Here is a 14,367-nt window from a genome sequence, read left to right on the forward strand (position 1 = left end):
CGTGTATGGAAGGGCTGTGAAGGCCTTCCTATTTTTCAAGGTGCGTCCTAAGGAGATTTATATGTCGAACATGACTATCGTTGGTGCGCAGTGGGGCGACGAAGGCAAGGGCAAGATCGTCGATCTGCTCACTTCCGAAGCGGATATGGTGGTCCGTTTCCAGGGCGGCAACAACGCCGGGCATACGGTCATTGTCGATGGCAAGAAGTATGTCCTGCATGTTGTCCCCTCGGGCATCCTTCACCCCGGAAAGATGTGCATCATCGGCAACGGCGTCGTGCTTGACCCGGAAAATTTCCTTGAGGAAATAGACGCTCTTCAGAGCCTCGGGCTGGATGTGAGTCCTGAGAGGCTGAAGATCAGCTACAAGACGCACCTCATCATGCCCTATCACCGCATCATTGACGGTGCGCGTGAAGGAGCTTCCAAGAATAAGATAGGTACTACCGGGCGCGGCATCGGCCCCTGCTACGAGGACAAGAAGGCCCGCGTGGGCGTACGCGCCGGCGACCTTACCGACCCTGAAGTGCTGAAGGCCAGGATAGCCCGTGCGCTGGAAGAGAAGAACGTGCTCTTTTCCCAGCTCTACGGCCTGCCCGCGCTCGATCCTGAAACGGTGTTCAGCGACCTTATGGCCATAGCTCCCCGCATCGTGCCTTACCTGGCGGACGTGTCCAGCCTCATCATGGATGCGCAGGAATCGGGTAAGAACATCATGTTTGAGGGCGCGCAGGGGGTGATGCTCGATATCGACCACGGCACCTACCCCTTTGTGACTTCCTCCAACGTGGTATGCGACAATGCCTCCATCGGTTCAGGCGTGAATGCGGGGATTATCGACCAGCGCATCGCCATTGTGAAGGCCTACACCACGCGCGTGGGGTCCGGCCCCTTCCCCACGGAGCTTTTCGATGAAACGGGTGAATTTTTGCGCCGCCAGGGTGGAGAATACGGCGCTACCACGGGCAGGCCGCGCCGCTGCGGCTGGCTCGACCTTGTGGTGCTGCGTGAAATGATACGCCTGTGCGCGCCTACCACTATGGCCCTGACCAAGGTGGACGTGCTGAGCGGCCTGAAGGAAATCAAGCTCTGCGTAGCCTATGAGTACGAGGGGAAGGTGGTGAAGTTTCCGCCCCAGACGCCGCGCGGCCTGGAATTTTCCAAGCCCGTGTTTGAAGTGCTGCCCGGCTGGGAGGAAGATCTTTCCGGCTGTGAAGGATGGGACGACCTGCCGAAGAACTGCCGCCGCTACATTGAGCGTGTGGAGGAACTTCTGGGCGTGAAGGCCGGCTTCATCTCCGTCGGTCCCGACAGGAAACAGACCTTCCGGCGCTGATATGGCGGCGGGAAAGGAGTCAAAAAAGGCGGGCGCGGCGCGTTCTTCGGCCGAGGTGGAACTGCCCGGCGTAGATGAGGCGCGCGCCGCCGTATCCCCCGCCCTTTCCGCGGAGCTGGAGCGTCCGCGCTCTCTGCTTTACTCCATGAGGGAGAGTCCGCCTCAGCTTCTGCACTTGGAAGGAGGGACGGCATCCTCCCGGGTGGCTCTTGCTCTTTGGTGGGCTGCACTGCTCAACTGTGAAGGGGAAGAGGATTTGCCCTGCCTTGCCTGTCCTTCATGCCTTCGCATGGGTGCGCGCATGCATCCCGACCTTTTTCTGTTCGACGGGCGAGCTTCTTCCATAAAAATAGACGAGGTACGCGCTCTGCGCCCCGTGCTTGGGGAACGCCCCCGCTTCGGCCGCCGCCGTGTGGTGGTGCTGGCCGAGGCGCAGGCCCTGGGGGTGGAGGCGGCCAATTCTCTTTTGAAGGTACTGGAAGACCCGTGCCCCGATACCTGCTTTGTCTTCACCGCCCCGCAGCGTGAGCGCCTTCTGCCGACGCTGGTTTCCCGGGGCTGGGTCATCACCCTTCCCTGGCCGCAGCCAGGAGGGCCTCTTGCCGATGAGCTTCGTCTCTGGGATCAGGCCCTGGCGCGTTTTGCCGTGGAGGGCCGCGGCTGGTTCGACCTGACGCAGCTCCGCAACGGGCTGGACGCGGCAGGAGCGCAGCAGGTGGTGCTGGTAGGGAGAAAGGCTTTGGCCGACTGTATTGCCGGACGCGAAGGCGGGGCTCTTTCCGCGGTGTTCAGGCCTTTGCCCGAGGCGCTGCGCCTGGAACTTGACGAGCTTTTTTCCGAAAGTGAGGATGCGCTTCAGGCGCAGGTCAATCCTCTTCTGGCTCTGGACGCCATGGCCTGCGGCGTACACGGCCTAGTGCGGCGCGTTTCTTCCGAACCTTGACAGGGCGGCTCTTCGTTCCTACTTTTCGCTTACCATTATGGAGGTCATTCATGAGTCAGGAATTTGAACATAAGGAATCCATGAACGAGGAAGCGGAACTCGAAGCCCGGGAAGAGGAAGCTCCTGCCGGGGAGAAGACGGAAGAAGAGCTGCTTGAGGAATGTCGTGCGAAGCTCTGCGCCGCCTGTTCCGTGGCAGAGGAGGCCAATGCCGTCAAGCTTCGCGCCCTGGCAGAAATGGACAATTTCAAGAAACGCCTCCAGCGTGAAAAGGAAGAGCAGGCCCGCTATGCAGCGGAAAAGGTGTTGGCCGATCTTCTGCCTACGCTGGACAATCTCGACCTCGCGCTTCAGTACGGCGGCCAGTCGGAAGAGAGCCGTAACATGATGGTGGGTGTGGAAATGACCCGCACCATGCTGCTCGATGCACTTAAAAAGCACGGGCTTGTGCCTGTGGGCCAGGTGGGGCAGGCTTTTGATCCCAATGACCATGAAGCCGTGGGGCAGGAAGAGTCCGAGGGCATGGAAGCAGGGTTCATCGTGCGTGTGATGCAGAAGGGGTACAGGCTCAACGAGCATCTCCTGCGCCCGGCGCGCGTCATTGTTTCCAGGTAGTCTGCCCGGTTTTGATCCCCGACCTGTGCCGGAAAGCCTTGCATGGCCATAGCCTGTACGTTTGCCGGCCATGGGGCATCGACATAGAGCATGTTTTCGGAATATGCCGTGAGAAGCTTGAACGGAGCACGCCCTCGGGCGCTGTCTCCGTTTTTACTTTGAAACGTGAGAAAACAGCCGCTCAAGCCTTATGAGGAAAGGCTCATGGGCAGGGGCGGAAAAAGCGAAGACGGCCCGGTCGGCGGGGTTCTTCACGTTTAAAGCCCCTCTTCTCGGCTTGCCGACAGCTGAAGAAAAGGCTCTCCGTGCGGGGATATTTTTTGTCATTTTTTAAGGAGATGCAACGATGCAGGTTCTTCTCATCAATTCCAGCCCTCACCCTAAGGGCTGCACATGGACGGCTCTTTCCGAAGTAGCTTCGGAACTGGAGAGGCAGGGTATAGGTTCCCGTATCTTTCAGCTGGGCACCCAGCCTGTGGCAGGCTGCATTGCCTGCGGCGTGTGCCGCAAGACGGGGCGCTGCTTCCGGGATGACAAGGTGAACGAGGTTCTCGCCCTGGTGCCCGAGTTCGACGCCTTCGTGTTCGGTACACCCGTATACTACGCATCCGCCTCAGGCCAGCTGGAGAGCTTCATGGACAGGCTTTTTTTCAGTGGCTCCGCGCTCTTTGCCAACAAGCCCGGAGCGGCCGTGGTGAGCTGCCGCCGCGGCGGGGCTTCTGCCGCCTTCGAGCAGGTGAACAAATACTTCGGTATGAACAATATGCCCGTGGTCACCTCCACATACTGGAATCAGGTGCACGGAAACACTCCCGAGGAAGTGCGGCAGGATGCGGAAGGCCTGCAGACCATGCGGCATTTGGCCCGCAATATGGCCTGGCTGCTCCGCTGCATTGAGGCGGGCCGCGCCGCTGGTGTGCCGCTGCCGGAAATGGAACCCATGGTTCGGACGAACTTTATCCGTTAGAGTCCTTTCCCGGGGCATTTCAGCATGTTGTATGGTGCTGGAATGTCCCGGAAAGCTCTGTCCCGTTTTCCGGCTTCCGCTACGGCGGAAATATCCTTTTCCCGGAAGGTCGTGGCATGTTTTTCCGGGAAAAGCCCTGTCCGGTCTGTTGTGATTCCTCTGCAGGCGGACGCGGCGGCCTTTTTTCCTTTTGTCGTCTTTGTCGATGATTCCCGGAAAGAGTCCGGGAGCTTTTTTCAGCACAGCCCCGTACTTCCTTACCATGAATCTTTCCCGCTCCTTTTCCGGTCACGCACTGGCTTTTTTCACCGTTTTCGTCTGGGGCGTCACCTTTGTAAGTACCAAGGTACTGCTTACGGATTTTCAGCCCGTTGAAATCCTGTTTCTGCGTTTTGTCATGGCCTTCTGTGTCCTGTACGCGGCCTGTCCCGGACCCCTTCCGGGCATGACGGCGCGCCGCCGTCTCATCTCCGCCGCTGCTGGGCTCACCGGAATCTGCCTTTATTACCTTTTGGAAAACATGGCCCTTGCCCATACCATGGCTTCCAATGTGGCCGTCATCCTTACGGCTACCCCCATGTTCACTGCCCTGGTCGCCCGTTTCGTATTGAGGGGAGAGGAGCGGCTCGGGCTGCGTTTTTATCTCGGTTTTGTTGTGGCTATGACGGGCATAAGCCTTATCTGTTTCAACGGCGTCCGGTTTTCCCTGAATCCTGTGGGGGATATTCTTGCCGTAACGGCCGGGCTGGTGTGGGCCTTTTATGCCTGTCTGACGCGCATTATGGGGTTCTGGGGCTGCAATCCCATTCAGATCACCCGTATCACCTTCGGCTGGGGCCTTTTGTTCATGCTTCCCTTTCTGAGTTTTTTCGGCTTCTCTTGGGATACTGAGAGGCTGCTTCGCCCCGTAAATATGGGTAATCTGCTCTTTCTCGGTCTGGTTGCCTCGGCCATGTGTTTCACCACCTGGAATATGGCCGTACGCGCCTTGGGCACGGTACGTGCGAGTTTGTACATCTACCTGGTGCCGGTCATCACCGTTGCCGTTTCCGTAGCGGTACTGGGGGAAAGGCTCACAGCCCTTTCCGCTCTGGGCACAACGCTGACGCTGGCGGGGCTTTTTCTTTCACAGTCGGGCAGAAGTTGAGCTTTGTAACTGCGTACACGTTCGGAAGGTGTAACGTGGAGAGTCTTGTGTTTTTCGATCCGTACCGGAAAGTTTTGCAGAGTGAGGCCCGGACGCGGTGGGTTCCGCACGGAAGGCGCTCCGAGTCAGAAAGGCCGCCCCTGAGTGTCCGGGAAACATGTGCTCAATATGAGGAAGCGCGTTGCAGCTTGACGGCCCGGGTGGCCAGAAAGGAAGGGAAGAATCGATCCGGCAGGCGTGTTCCTCCGAAGGTATCTTCATACAGTGCAGTGAGCACAAAGCCCGCCGCCAGCTGCCCCTGAATCTGTTCTTCCAGGCTGTGGCCGAATTCCGCAGCTTCATGGTCTTGCGCCAGTTCCTCCATGCTCCGGTAGTCGAGGTCGGAATAGGGCAGGGGGTGGCTTACCTGAAGAATGTCCTGCTCCTGAAGCTCCCAGTCAAAAAGGTAGAAGGCGGGGTTCATGAAACCGCTCATGAGCACGCCGCCCTTTTTCAGGACGCGGAAGGCCTCATTCCACACAGGTTGAATATGGGGGATGAACAGGTTGGATACGGGGTGCACGATGATATCGAAGTAGTTGTCGGCAAACATGCAAAGATCCGTCATGGAAGAAAGGACGGTGCGTATTTCAAGCCCTTCACGCCGTGCTACGGCCCTGTCCCGCTCAAGCTGCGCTTCGGAAAGGTCGAGCACCGTCACGTCGGCCCCGGCCGCCGCGAGCACGGGCCCCTGCTGCCCCCCGCCTGAGGCCAGACACAGAATGTTTTTATCTTTCACCGGAGGAAACCATGCCCTCGGCGCCGGGCGTGAAGCGGTGAGCATTATGCTCCAGTCCCCTCTGCGGGCGCGGGCTATGATTTCATGGTCCACAGGCACGGTCCAGGGGTTTTTTCGGCGCGCCTTTTCTTCCCAGGCTTTGCCGTTCAGGGCAAGAATGTCCATGAAGTCTGTCCTGTTTTTTTCTAGGGCATGATCCGCCTTCAGGCCGGAGTCGCTTTTATGTTGTAGCTTAAGCGGCAGGGAAAAGGCTGATTCGCGGGGCAGTATCGCTGTTTCCCGGAGCATCTCCAAAAGAGTTTCCGCTTCTTTCCCGGGGAAATTTTCCGTGTTTCGGGAGGAGGCTGTTTCGAGCCTCCCCCGGGAAAGGCAGTCTTGGAAGGGCATGCCGCTACTTCTTCTTGCCGAAGTGGAGGATATGCCCCATTTTTTCCTGCTTGGTGCGCATGTAATGCTCGTTGGTGGCGCACAGACCGATTTCCAGAGGCACGCGCTCTGCGATTTCCAGACCGTACCCTTCCAACCCCACGATTTTGCGGGGATTGTTGGTCATGAGGCGGAGGCGGCTTATACCGAGATCGCGCAGTATTTGCGCCCCCGCTCCGTAACTGCGAAGATCCGGAGCGAAGCCGAGTTTGATATTGGCTTCTACGGTGTCGTATCCCTGTTCTTGGAGGGCGTAGGCACGTATTTTATTGGCAAGGCCTATGCCGCGCCCCTCCTGCCGCATGTAGAGCAGGGCGCCCCTCCCTTCCTTTTCAATCTGCATGAGAGCGGCCGCAAGCTGATTGCCGCAGTCGCAGCGCAGGGAGCCGAAGGCGTCGCCGGTGAGACATTCGCTGTGCACTCGTACCAGCACGGGGGAAGGATCGGTTCTTTCATCCACCTCGCCCTTCACCAGTGCGATATGCGTGTCGGAAGAGGCGTCGCTTTCGTAGGCGATGATGCGGAACGTACCGTATTTGGTAGGCATGTTTGCTTCCGACACACGGCGTACGGCCAGCTTGCCGTAACGGATGTGATAGCGGATGATATCGCGTATGGCTGCTATGTGCAGATGATGTTTTTCGGCAAAGGTCTCAAGGTCGTCCATGCGCGCGACGGAGCCGTCTTCCTTCAATATTTCACAGATGGCCGCAGCGCCCTTCATGTTGGCGAAAAGAGCAAGATCCACACTGCCTTCGGCTATACCTACGCGGGTGAGTACGCCGCCTTTTTTTGCTCTCAGGGGGAAAACGTGCCCGGGGGTGACGATATCTTCCGGCCCGGCTCCGTCGGCCACGACGGCCTGTATGGTAACGGCGCGATCGGCGGCGGAAATGCCCGTAGTCACGCCTTCGCGAGCTTCAATGGATACCGTGAAGGCGGAACCGTGCCCCGGCATACTCGAGGGCATAAGGGGAAGCTCCATCTTGTCGGCCAGCTCCGGGGTAAGGGCCAGGCATACCAGGCCACAGGCATGCCGCGCCATGAAGTTCACGGCTTCGGCGTTTACGCGCTCGGCCGCCATGACCAGATGGCCGCTGCATTCACGGTCGTCATCGTCCACAAGAACGATCATCCTGCCGTTTCTGATATCGTCGATAGCCTGTTCTATGGAGCAAAGAGAAGATAACTGACGCATGACAAACTCCCTGGAGATGTCCACATCAGGGCCGCAAGAGGCGCTAGGAGAGAGGAGAGTGCTTCAGAATACTGAGTCCATGCTCTTTCTTCCGGACTGTTACCGTCGGCCCCGGACTTTCACCGGATCTGCGCATTTTCCCTTGAAAACGCGCCCGCGGGCTTCCCTCTGCGGGTTACCGCCGGTGGGGAATTACACCCCGCCCTGAGAATTTCTGTATTTTTAATGTCGCTTCGCCGGCTGTCAAGAGGCTTTCGCGTCTTTCCCCGGCGCAGTTTCGTGGAAGAGGCAGGAAATATATCCTCTGTCCGACCGGGGGCATACGGCGCTCTGCTCCATGGTTACGAAGTGAGCACAGCACGGGGCCGGACAAGGAAGCAGAAGCTTCTCTATGGGCAGGAGGCGTCGAAAAAATGCCGGCAGCGCTATGGAGCTTTCCGCGGGCGGCTGGATGCTCATGGAAGAGCTGCTCGGAATATTGGCGAGGGCTTGCTTCTTCGAAAGGAAAGCGTTTATCCCTGACGGGGGATAGTCTTTTCGCGACCGGGGGAAAACTGGAAGCTGAGGAGAAAAGTGCTTGCCTGTGTAAAAAAAAAGGCGTATAGAAAATAATCTAAACTGAACATGCTAAGATAGAACAAAGGAATGCATGGTAAATCTCTCCTTATGGGGAGTTTAGATAAAGGGCAGTCGAGCTGCCTCTTCTAAAAGAAGCCCGGAAGCTAGCACCGGGCTTCTTCCTTAAAAAACACTTCGTTGCAGAGCTGTTTTTTTGTGCAGAGCCGGAGTCTTGTCCGGCACAGCATCATACGCCGCTGTCAATATTCTTCAGGAGGCCCGTCATGGTTCCCGTTTTTTCCGCCTCTTCGCTTGAGCTGGGCGAAGTTTCCGTGCTTGCCGAGCTGGAGTTCTTGCCCGATCAGGAACTGATGAGCCTCTGGGAACAGACGCAGTTTGCCATGGCCGCCATAGAAGGCCGCGGCGGCAGGGCGAGAATGGCCCGCGCTTATGAATATGCCGTGCTCATGGAAATGCAGAGACGGCTGGTCGGCCGCTCTGTGCATGAATTGTTCGGCTCGGACGATATCCGCCTGGAGTACGATATGATCCACCATACGGAGGCGAGAGGCTGAAATTTTGTGCTTTGCAGCAAAGTATTTTTCTCCATGGCGGCGGGGGGCCATACGCGACGACAGGGAGAATCTCCGCTCATTATAAACAGGAAAAAAGCGGCCATGCCGGCAAGGAGAGGGGAAAAGGAAAGCGGGTTCCGCCTGAAGAGACCGGCACGTTTTTTGCTTTTCCTGGGAAACGGACAGTGTCGGCACGATGCGCCTGAACTTTGAGACCTTGCATGGGTCTTTCTTCCCCGGCATGGAGCGTTTTTGGTGCGGGGAAAGGGCCTTCTGCGGAGAGAGGCGGGCTTTTGCAGCGAACTTTACCCTCGTCCTGGAAGTATGACGCAGGCCTGCAGAATCTGTTCTTTTTCCGCCCAGTGGATCTTATAGGCCATGGAGGGGTGGTCGCTCATGCCCATGTCATAGCGCAGGGCCCCTTCTTCACAGAGCCAGAGAAGCTGTTCCAGCTGGAGCAGATCGCCTATGGAAAAGGCCTTCCAGTCTGCGGCATAGCTGAATTGCTGGCCGCGATAGTACGGCCCGGCCATACCGCCGAAAATAAATCCTATGTCTTTGCCTTCATGCGTGGCGAACATGACACGGGCCCCTTGGTAGAGGGAAAGCCGGCGTATCATGGTATGATAGAATTCTCGGGAGGGCGTTTCCGCCATGCCGCAATGCTCCAGTCCCTTCCAGCTTTTTTCTTCCACGGCCAGCATGCGCCCGTAGAGCCTGTCCGCCTCCGCAGGTTCGGCGGGGACATGGCGTTCCATCATCACCCCCTGAGCGAGGGCCTTCCGGCGGGCTTTTTTCATTTTTGCCCGGAAGTTGGCAGAACGTCGGGAAAGGTATCCGTCCATGCCTCCTTCCAGGGATGCGCTGCGTTGCAAGGAGAAGGGTTGTTCAAGAAAACGGCAGAAGTGTCCCAGGTTCCGATAAAGCTGCATAAGAAGGGGACTGTCCATCTCCATGCCGCTTATGAGAAAGGCGGGCGGAAGGACATGCGTGTTCCGGGCAAAAAGGGCGACGGCGTGAGCAAGGAGCTCCTCTGCGTCCGGGCCGAGCAGCGGGCAGCCGGAGATCCAGTGCGATTCCAGAGGGGTAAAAATAGCTCTTCCTGAGGGCAGGGCCATTTCCGCAAAGGCCATGATGTTTCCTTCCTCTTCCTCAATAAGCAGGCGTCGGGAGGGATAAAAGGCGTCGTGAAAGGCGAGCTGCCATGCCGGAGTGCAGCTGAAGGGGTCGGGCTTGCCCGAGCGCGCCGCCGCTCCGGTCCAGCGCCGTACAAGTTCCGGGTTCCAGAGAAGAGAGCCGTGGGGCAGAGTGAGAAAGTCCAGAGAGGAAAGCATGGTTTCTGCCGGAAAAGAAGGTTGTCCTGCCGTAAAGGGCAGGATAGCACAAGTTCCGCCTGTCAAGGCCGAGGTGGATTGCAGTATACCCGGTCGGAGTAAGGCGGGCAAGCAGCAGGAGACGGTTGCCGGGGCGGTACCGGTGAAAATATGTCCTTCGGCAAAGGCTCTGCCGGCGGAAAGAAGACAGCAGGCGCAGGGCAGAGGCATTAGGGCATGGTTTTCTGCGTGCCGGGCAGTGGTCCCGAGAACTCTACTCTGTCTTATCGGCAGGTTAGGGAAGATGGGATAAGCCTTGGGTGGTGAAATGCCACTCCTTTGTAAGTCAAGGAGTTTTGTTTTTTCGGAGGCGTCGCCTGAAGTGGGGAAAAGAAAAGGCAGTTTTTCTTCCGGGCGGCTTGTGCCGAAGCCTCAGAGATATTTTTCCAGAGAAGTCTCGTTCAGACATAAAAAGAGGTCGCCGCAGGTGGCGGCGACCATCGGAAAAGATGGTGTCCCCGGCGTGAGTCGAACACGCGGCCTACTGCTTAGGAGAACATCGGACAGAATACCCTGAAAAGACTTACCCTGTTGATTAATTTGCATTTTTATTCCTGCCTGTGTAAATCTGTACCTCGAAATACCCGAAAATTCGAGCGGAGTGGGTGACAGATGGGTGACAAGAAGAACGATGACGCAGGCAAGGGCGGCACGATTCAGTGGAAGACGATAAGCGGAAAAGAAGGGGTGATGTACAGGGAACACCCCACGCGGCGACATGGCCGCACGGCGGATCGTTGTCTTTCCATACGATACAGAACCGGCGACGGCAAGCGCCATCATGAATCGCTCGGCTGGACGTCTCAGGGCTGGACCATCGCCCATGCTGTGAGCCTGCTGCGTGAGCTGAAGGAAAACATACGGCTGGGTCTGCGGCCGCAGTCGCTTCGGGAGAAGCGAGAAATGGCCATGCGCCGCCAGAAGGAAGAGGAGCGCCGGGCCACGATGATAAAGGCCGGCGAACTCACCTTCGGCTATCTGGCGGAGCGTTATCGGGAATGGGCGAACCATAACCGCAAGAGCGCTCATCTTACCGGTCAGCTTCTCGACGACCATATCCTGCCTGTTCTGGGCGACATGAGAGCCGTGGACATTACCTCGCAGGACATTGCCCGGCTTCAGGACATCGTGTCGAAAAAGCGCCCCCAGACCGGCCGCGGCCTGAGCGACCCGAAGGCTACGCTGGCCGTGGGCACGGTGCTCCATATTCTGAAGACGGTGCGGGAGGTGTTCAACTTCGCCCTGGAAACACCCATTGAGGGGCAGCCGGGCGTCATGCTTTTTACCGGAGCCAATCCGGCCCGCATATCGAAGAGGGGACGCGGCGTGCGCCTGCCCCGATACGATTCCCGCAGGCTGCGTGTTCTGAATGATGACGAAATTCATGGTCTGCTGTCCTATGCGTTGAGGAATCCTGAATCGACGGACATCCACGACATGATTCTGTTTTCTCTCGATACCGGCGTCCGCGCCGGGGAGCTGGCGTCCATTCGCCGGGAATCCGTAGATGCGGAAACCGGCACCGTGCGCATTCTTACCGGCGGCGTCGGGTCCGACCGTTCCACAAAGGGCGGGGCAACCCGGCTGGTTCGCGTGGGGCGGCTGTTCCCGGAATGTCTTGCCATGCTGAGGTGGCGGCTGAGCCTGCCTGCCTTCAGTCCGTATCTTTTCCCCGGCCGCGGCGGCGGCCCGCGCCGTGCCGACTGCCTGAGTCGTGTCATGGACCGGCTCATGCAGAAGCTGGGATACAATGATGGGGTGACCGATCCCCGCAACCGGGTGGTCTGGCACACGCTGCGGCATACCTTCGCCACCAGAATGCTGGAGAGCGGGGTGGACATCTACACGCTGAAGGTGCTGATGGGCCACCACTCGGTCACCACCACCGAGGTTTACCTGCACCTGTGCGACCCGGACAAGCGCCGGCGGGCGCTGGCCGAAGCCGAAAGGGCTAGAGCTTCGGAACTTCGATAATCGAGATTCCCTGATTTTCCAGATAGGCCAGAAGGAAGGGCGTCGGATAGACGACGGTGTCCCCGATTTTCATGCGGACCGCAGGGCCGACGGCGCGATAATCGTCGTTGGCCAGCTTTTTGGCGGAAATGGCGCCTCCGGTGAAATACTTGACCGCCTTGCGGGCAATGAACGGAGGAAGCTTGTCCACCAGGGGCTGAAGGACGGTAAGCTGGGGAGGTTCGGGCATGGTCTTGGTCATATGGCCTCCTCGTAATGCGTTTCCACGCTTTTGAGCAGAGAAACAATGGCCGCCAGCGCGTCGTAGCCGCTGGAGGCTATTTCATCGCGTTCCGTGCGGGTAATGGTGCCGTCTTCCAGAGCCTGCGCCATGGTGCGCATGAGCTGACCGAATTCGTCCACGGTGGAAAGGCACTGCCTGTGTACCGGATGATTGCCTTCCTGAGACGGCATGACCACGCACACGGCGTTCATGCCCGCGGCAAGATATTTCAATCCCTCCATGCTGCCGGTGAGCTTCATGAGCGGCAGAACCAGATTCGCGCCGAGCTTGTGATTCGGCTGCCGTGAAAGTTCAGACATCAATGTCTGGTAGTCCCTGCCCACGCCAGCCGCAATCTGTTTTGCGGTCAGGCCGCTGGGGGCTTCCTTCACGTCACGGTGAAGAATGGAAACAAGGCTTTCCATGCAAGGGCTCCTTTGCGTATTGCATAAAAAGGTTTGCGTTTTCAGAGAGAAATGAATTCGATAAAGCTGAAATCAGACCTGCGGCTTTTCCTCGTTCTTCATCAGGCCGGGAAAGCGGGGAGGGCGCTTTCCGCGGCCGCGGCCCTTGCCTTCGGGCGGAAGCAGTTCCAGAGGAAAGCCGAGTTCCAGCAGACGCTCCTTATACTGAGGAGGGCAGCTTTCTATGAGCCGCTGCCTTGCGCTGGAATACGGCCAGCCCAGCTGACGGGCCACGTCGGGAATGGAAATGTCGTAGCCGGCCATCCATGCGTACAGCTTTTCGACACGGGCCTTCTGCTCGGCAGACATCTGAGAAAGGGGAGTGGCGCTGAGTTTTCTTGCAGTCATGTTTCTTTCCTGATAAGAAAACAAGAGTGTCAAACAAGAGAGTATCTAGCCTATATATGGGTAAAGATAGGCTTGATATTATCTTAATGTCAAGAATGAAAAGGTGACTAAAGGAAGGTTTTATTCCTATGGAACTTTTTGAGCGCATACGGAAACTTACGGCAAAACTTGAAGTTTCACAGGCTAAGTTTGCGGAATCGCTTTCTATTCATCCTCGCACGCTCAACGGGTGGATGAGTGCCGAGCGTCAGGATAATTTCTGGCCTGTTCTTCCGAAAATTCTGGAAGTCTATCCGCGTCTTTCACGTCAGTGGCTGTACTTCGAGGAAGGGCCGATGTTCATAGGGAAGGATGTGCCCATGCACGAGTCCGTGCCCATGCAGGAAGTGCAGACCGCCATTGAACAGATGGCCAGAGACGCCAGCGGCATGAACAAGACCATCTATCAGCTGATTGCCGGGCAGGTCGTTATCGAAGCGCCCGACGCCGCCGAGAAGATCCGCAGACTGGAAGAAGAGCTGTACGCCGAGCGCAAGCTGAACAGACAGCTCACCACGAAACTCCTTTTGGGAGATAGCGCGGAAGAAGAAACCACACGAACGGCCGGAAGGCCCGCATAACGCTGTTTCGTCCTTTACGGGAGCCGCCTTCAGAATGAGCTGAAGGCGGCTCTTTTGCGTTAATTGAGGTCTGGAAGATGCAGCCGTACCTGCGGGGCCTGCCGGTGGATGTCGATGAACAGGGCGCAGAGCCTGCGGTCAAGGTTTTCGAGCATGACCCAGACCATTTTGCTTTCCGCCTTGCGGCCGGAGTCTTTGAGAATTTCGGCATAGGCCATCATGGGCGTGAGCAGCTCGTTGATCACTTCCCCGGCCAGCGGACCGACGGGGGAGACTTCGTTACGCATGGCAGGCCTCCGGGATGCGGGACTGGAAGAGCGGCAATGCGGGGATGAACTCAGGCTGGAGCCGGCGCATTTCCGGCAGGCCGGGCAAGTCTCTTTCCTTTTTCTGGCGGCGGTGCTGCACCAGGTGGAGCGCGTCAAACACGTTCTGGATGAGGGCGGCTTCTTCGTCGGGACTGTGATGCGCGGAGCGGATGCAGAGAATGGTGTCCAGATACGGATCGTAGGCGGGAAGGTTACGCATGGGCCACCTCCAGTTCGGAAGCGGCGGGAGCGTCGTCCGGGCGGGCAGGGCAGAGCGTAATGACCCAGGTGCCGCCCATACGGGCATCCTGAAGCAGCTTGTCGTGCATGGCCTTCAGATTGTTCACAATGGAAGAAAGGGAATCGGAAGCTTCGGCCATCATGAGGCAGACGCCGTCAATGTTGGCCAGGCCGCCTTCGTTGACGATGTCCATGAGCTCCGCAGAAAGACGGACTTTGGTTTCAATGGTTTCCAG

General features: G+C 57.9%; 17 protein-coding genes and 1 riboswitch. Of the genes, 8 read left to right on the plus strand and 9 right to left on the minus strand.

Annotation, left to right across the window (positions count from 1 at the left end; translation table 11 throughout):
• Window positions 1–61: 61 nt before the first annotated feature.
• The 5 genes from K8W16_RS10340 (at window position 62) to K8W16_RS10360 (ending at window position 5,007) form a co-directional block, all read left to right on the plus strand.
• Entirely contained in the window at window positions 62–1,336 is a 1,275-nt protein-coding gene (locus tag K8W16_RS10340) for an adenylosuccinate synthase (protein WP_304123358.1), read from the plus strand.
• Window position 1,337: 1 nt separating this feature from the next.
• Window positions 1,338–2,279, plus strand: a complete 942-nt coding sequence (locus tag K8W16_RS10345) for a DNA polymerase III subunit delta (RefSeq protein ID WP_304123361.1) — start codon at window positions 1,338–1,340, stop codon at window positions 2,277–2,279.
• A gap of 50 nt (window positions 2,280–2,329) precedes the next feature.
• Complete coding sequence (grpE, locus tag K8W16_RS10350) at window positions 2,330–2,893, plus strand: nucleotide exchange factor GrpE (protein ID WP_304123364.1); 564 nt, start codon at window positions 2,330–2,332, stop codon at window positions 2,891–2,893.
• Window positions 2,894–3,239: 346 nt separating this feature from the next.
• Complete coding sequence (locus tag K8W16_RS10355) at window positions 3,240–3,860, plus strand: flavodoxin family protein (protein WP_304123366.1); 621 nt, start codon at window positions 3,240–3,242, stop codon at window positions 3,858–3,860.
• Window positions 3,861–4,122: 262 nt separating this feature from the next.
• Window positions 4,123–5,007, plus strand: coding sequence for a DMT family transporter (locus K8W16_RS10360; RefSeq protein ID WP_304123368.1), 885 nt, complete (start codon window positions 4,123–4,125; stop codon window positions 5,005–5,007).
• 163 nt (window positions 5,008–5,170) lie between these two features.
• Here K8W16_RS10360 and K8W16_RS10365 read toward each other — a convergent pair whose 3' ends face one another.
• Both K8W16_RS10365 and ribA read right to left on the minus strand, forming a co-directional pair.
• Window positions 5,171–5,950 (minus strand): class I SAM-dependent methyltransferase, encoded by a 780-nt coding sequence (locus tag K8W16_RS10365; RefSeq protein WP_304123370.1) that lies wholly within the window; start codon window positions 5,948–5,950, stop codon window positions 5,171–5,173.
• 226 nt (window positions 5,951–6,176) lie between these two features.
• Complete coding sequence (ribA, locus tag K8W16_RS10370; RefSeq protein WP_304123374.1) at window positions 6,177–7,409, minus strand: GTP cyclohydrolase II; 1,233 nt, start codon at window positions 7,407–7,409, stop codon at window positions 6,177–6,179.
• A gap of 75 nt (window positions 7,410–7,484) precedes the next feature.
• Window positions 7,485–7,625, minus strand: a riboswitch (FMN riboswitch).
• 626 nt (window positions 7,626–8,251) lie between these two features.
• Between ribA and K8W16_RS10375 the strand changes: the two genes are divergently transcribed.
• Window positions 8,252–8,542: a hypothetical protein gene (locus K8W16_RS10375; RefSeq protein WP_304123377.1), complete on the plus strand. Its 291-nt coding sequence runs from the start codon at window positions 8,252–8,254 to the stop codon at window positions 8,540–8,542.
• Between the two features lie 305 nt (window positions 8,543–8,847).
• Here K8W16_RS10375 and K8W16_RS10380 read toward each other — a convergent pair whose 3' ends face one another.
• Window positions 8,848–9,876 (minus strand): GNAT family N-acetyltransferase, encoded by a 1,029-nt coding sequence (locus tag K8W16_RS10380; protein WP_304123379.1) that lies wholly within the window; start codon window positions 9,874–9,876, stop codon window positions 8,848–8,850.
• A 651-nt stretch (window positions 9,877–10,527) separates the two neighbouring features.
• Between K8W16_RS10380 and K8W16_RS10385 the strand changes: the two genes are divergently transcribed.
• Window positions 10,528–11,889, plus strand: coding sequence for a site-specific integrase (locus K8W16_RS10385; protein WP_304123382.1), 1,362 nt, complete (start codon window positions 10,528–10,530; stop codon window positions 11,887–11,889).
• Here K8W16_RS10385 and K8W16_RS10390 read toward each other — a convergent pair.
• From K8W16_RS10390 to K8W16_RS10400, 3 genes are all read right to left on the minus strand, one after another.
• Window positions 11,867–12,130 (minus strand): hypothetical protein, encoded by a 264-nt coding sequence (locus K8W16_RS10390; RefSeq protein WP_304123384.1) that lies wholly within the window; start codon window positions 12,128–12,130, stop codon window positions 11,867–11,869. The two genes, K8W16_RS10385 and K8W16_RS10390, sit on opposite strands and share 23 nt — an antisense overlap.
• A complete protein-coding gene (locus K8W16_RS10395) occupies window positions 12,127–12,576 on the minus strand; it encodes a phage regulatory CII family protein (RefSeq protein ID WP_304123387.1) in 450 nt (149 codons plus the stop codon). Before K8W16_RS10395 ends, K8W16_RS10390 begins: the two co-directional genes overlap by 4 nt.
• A gap of 72 nt (window positions 12,577–12,648) precedes the next feature.
• Window positions 12,649–12,963, minus strand: coding sequence for a hypothetical protein (locus tag K8W16_RS10400; protein ID WP_304123390.1), 315 nt, complete (start codon window positions 12,961–12,963; stop codon window positions 12,649–12,651).
• Window positions 12,964–13,091: 128 nt separating this feature from the next.
• Between K8W16_RS10400 and K8W16_RS10405 the strand changes: the two genes are divergently transcribed.
• The gene (locus K8W16_RS10405; protein ID WP_304123392.1) at window positions 13,092–13,583 is read left to right on the plus strand and encodes a hypothetical protein; all 492 of its coding nucleotides are present in this window, start codon (window positions 13,092–13,094) and stop codon (window positions 13,581–13,583) included.
• A gap of 59 nt (window positions 13,584–13,642) precedes the next feature.
• Here the strand turns inward: K8W16_RS10405 and K8W16_RS10410 are convergent, their stop codons facing one another.
• The 3 genes from K8W16_RS10410 to K8W16_RS10420 form a co-directional block, all read right to left on the minus strand.
• Window positions 13,643–13,870, minus strand: coding sequence for a hypothetical protein (locus tag K8W16_RS10410; RefSeq protein ID WP_304123395.1), 228 nt, complete (start codon window positions 13,868–13,870; stop codon window positions 13,643–13,645).
• Complete coding sequence (locus K8W16_RS10415) at window positions 13,863–14,111, minus strand: hypothetical protein (RefSeq protein ID WP_304123398.1); 249 nt, start codon at window positions 14,109–14,111, stop codon at window positions 13,863–13,865. The genes K8W16_RS10410 and K8W16_RS10415 overlap by 8 nt, the downstream gene beginning before the upstream one ends.
• The coding region (locus K8W16_RS10420) for a hypothetical protein (RefSeq protein ID WP_304123401.1) at window positions 14,104–14,367 on the minus strand (264 nt) is incomplete at its 5' end. The genes K8W16_RS10415 and K8W16_RS10420, both read right to left, overlap by 8 nt.

The sequence above is a fragment of the Mailhella massiliensis genome (genome assembly GCF_020741395.1).
Classification (GTDB): Bacteria; Desulfobacterota; Desulfovibrionia; order Desulfovibrionales; family Desulfovibrionaceae; genus Mailhella; species Mailhella massiliensis_A.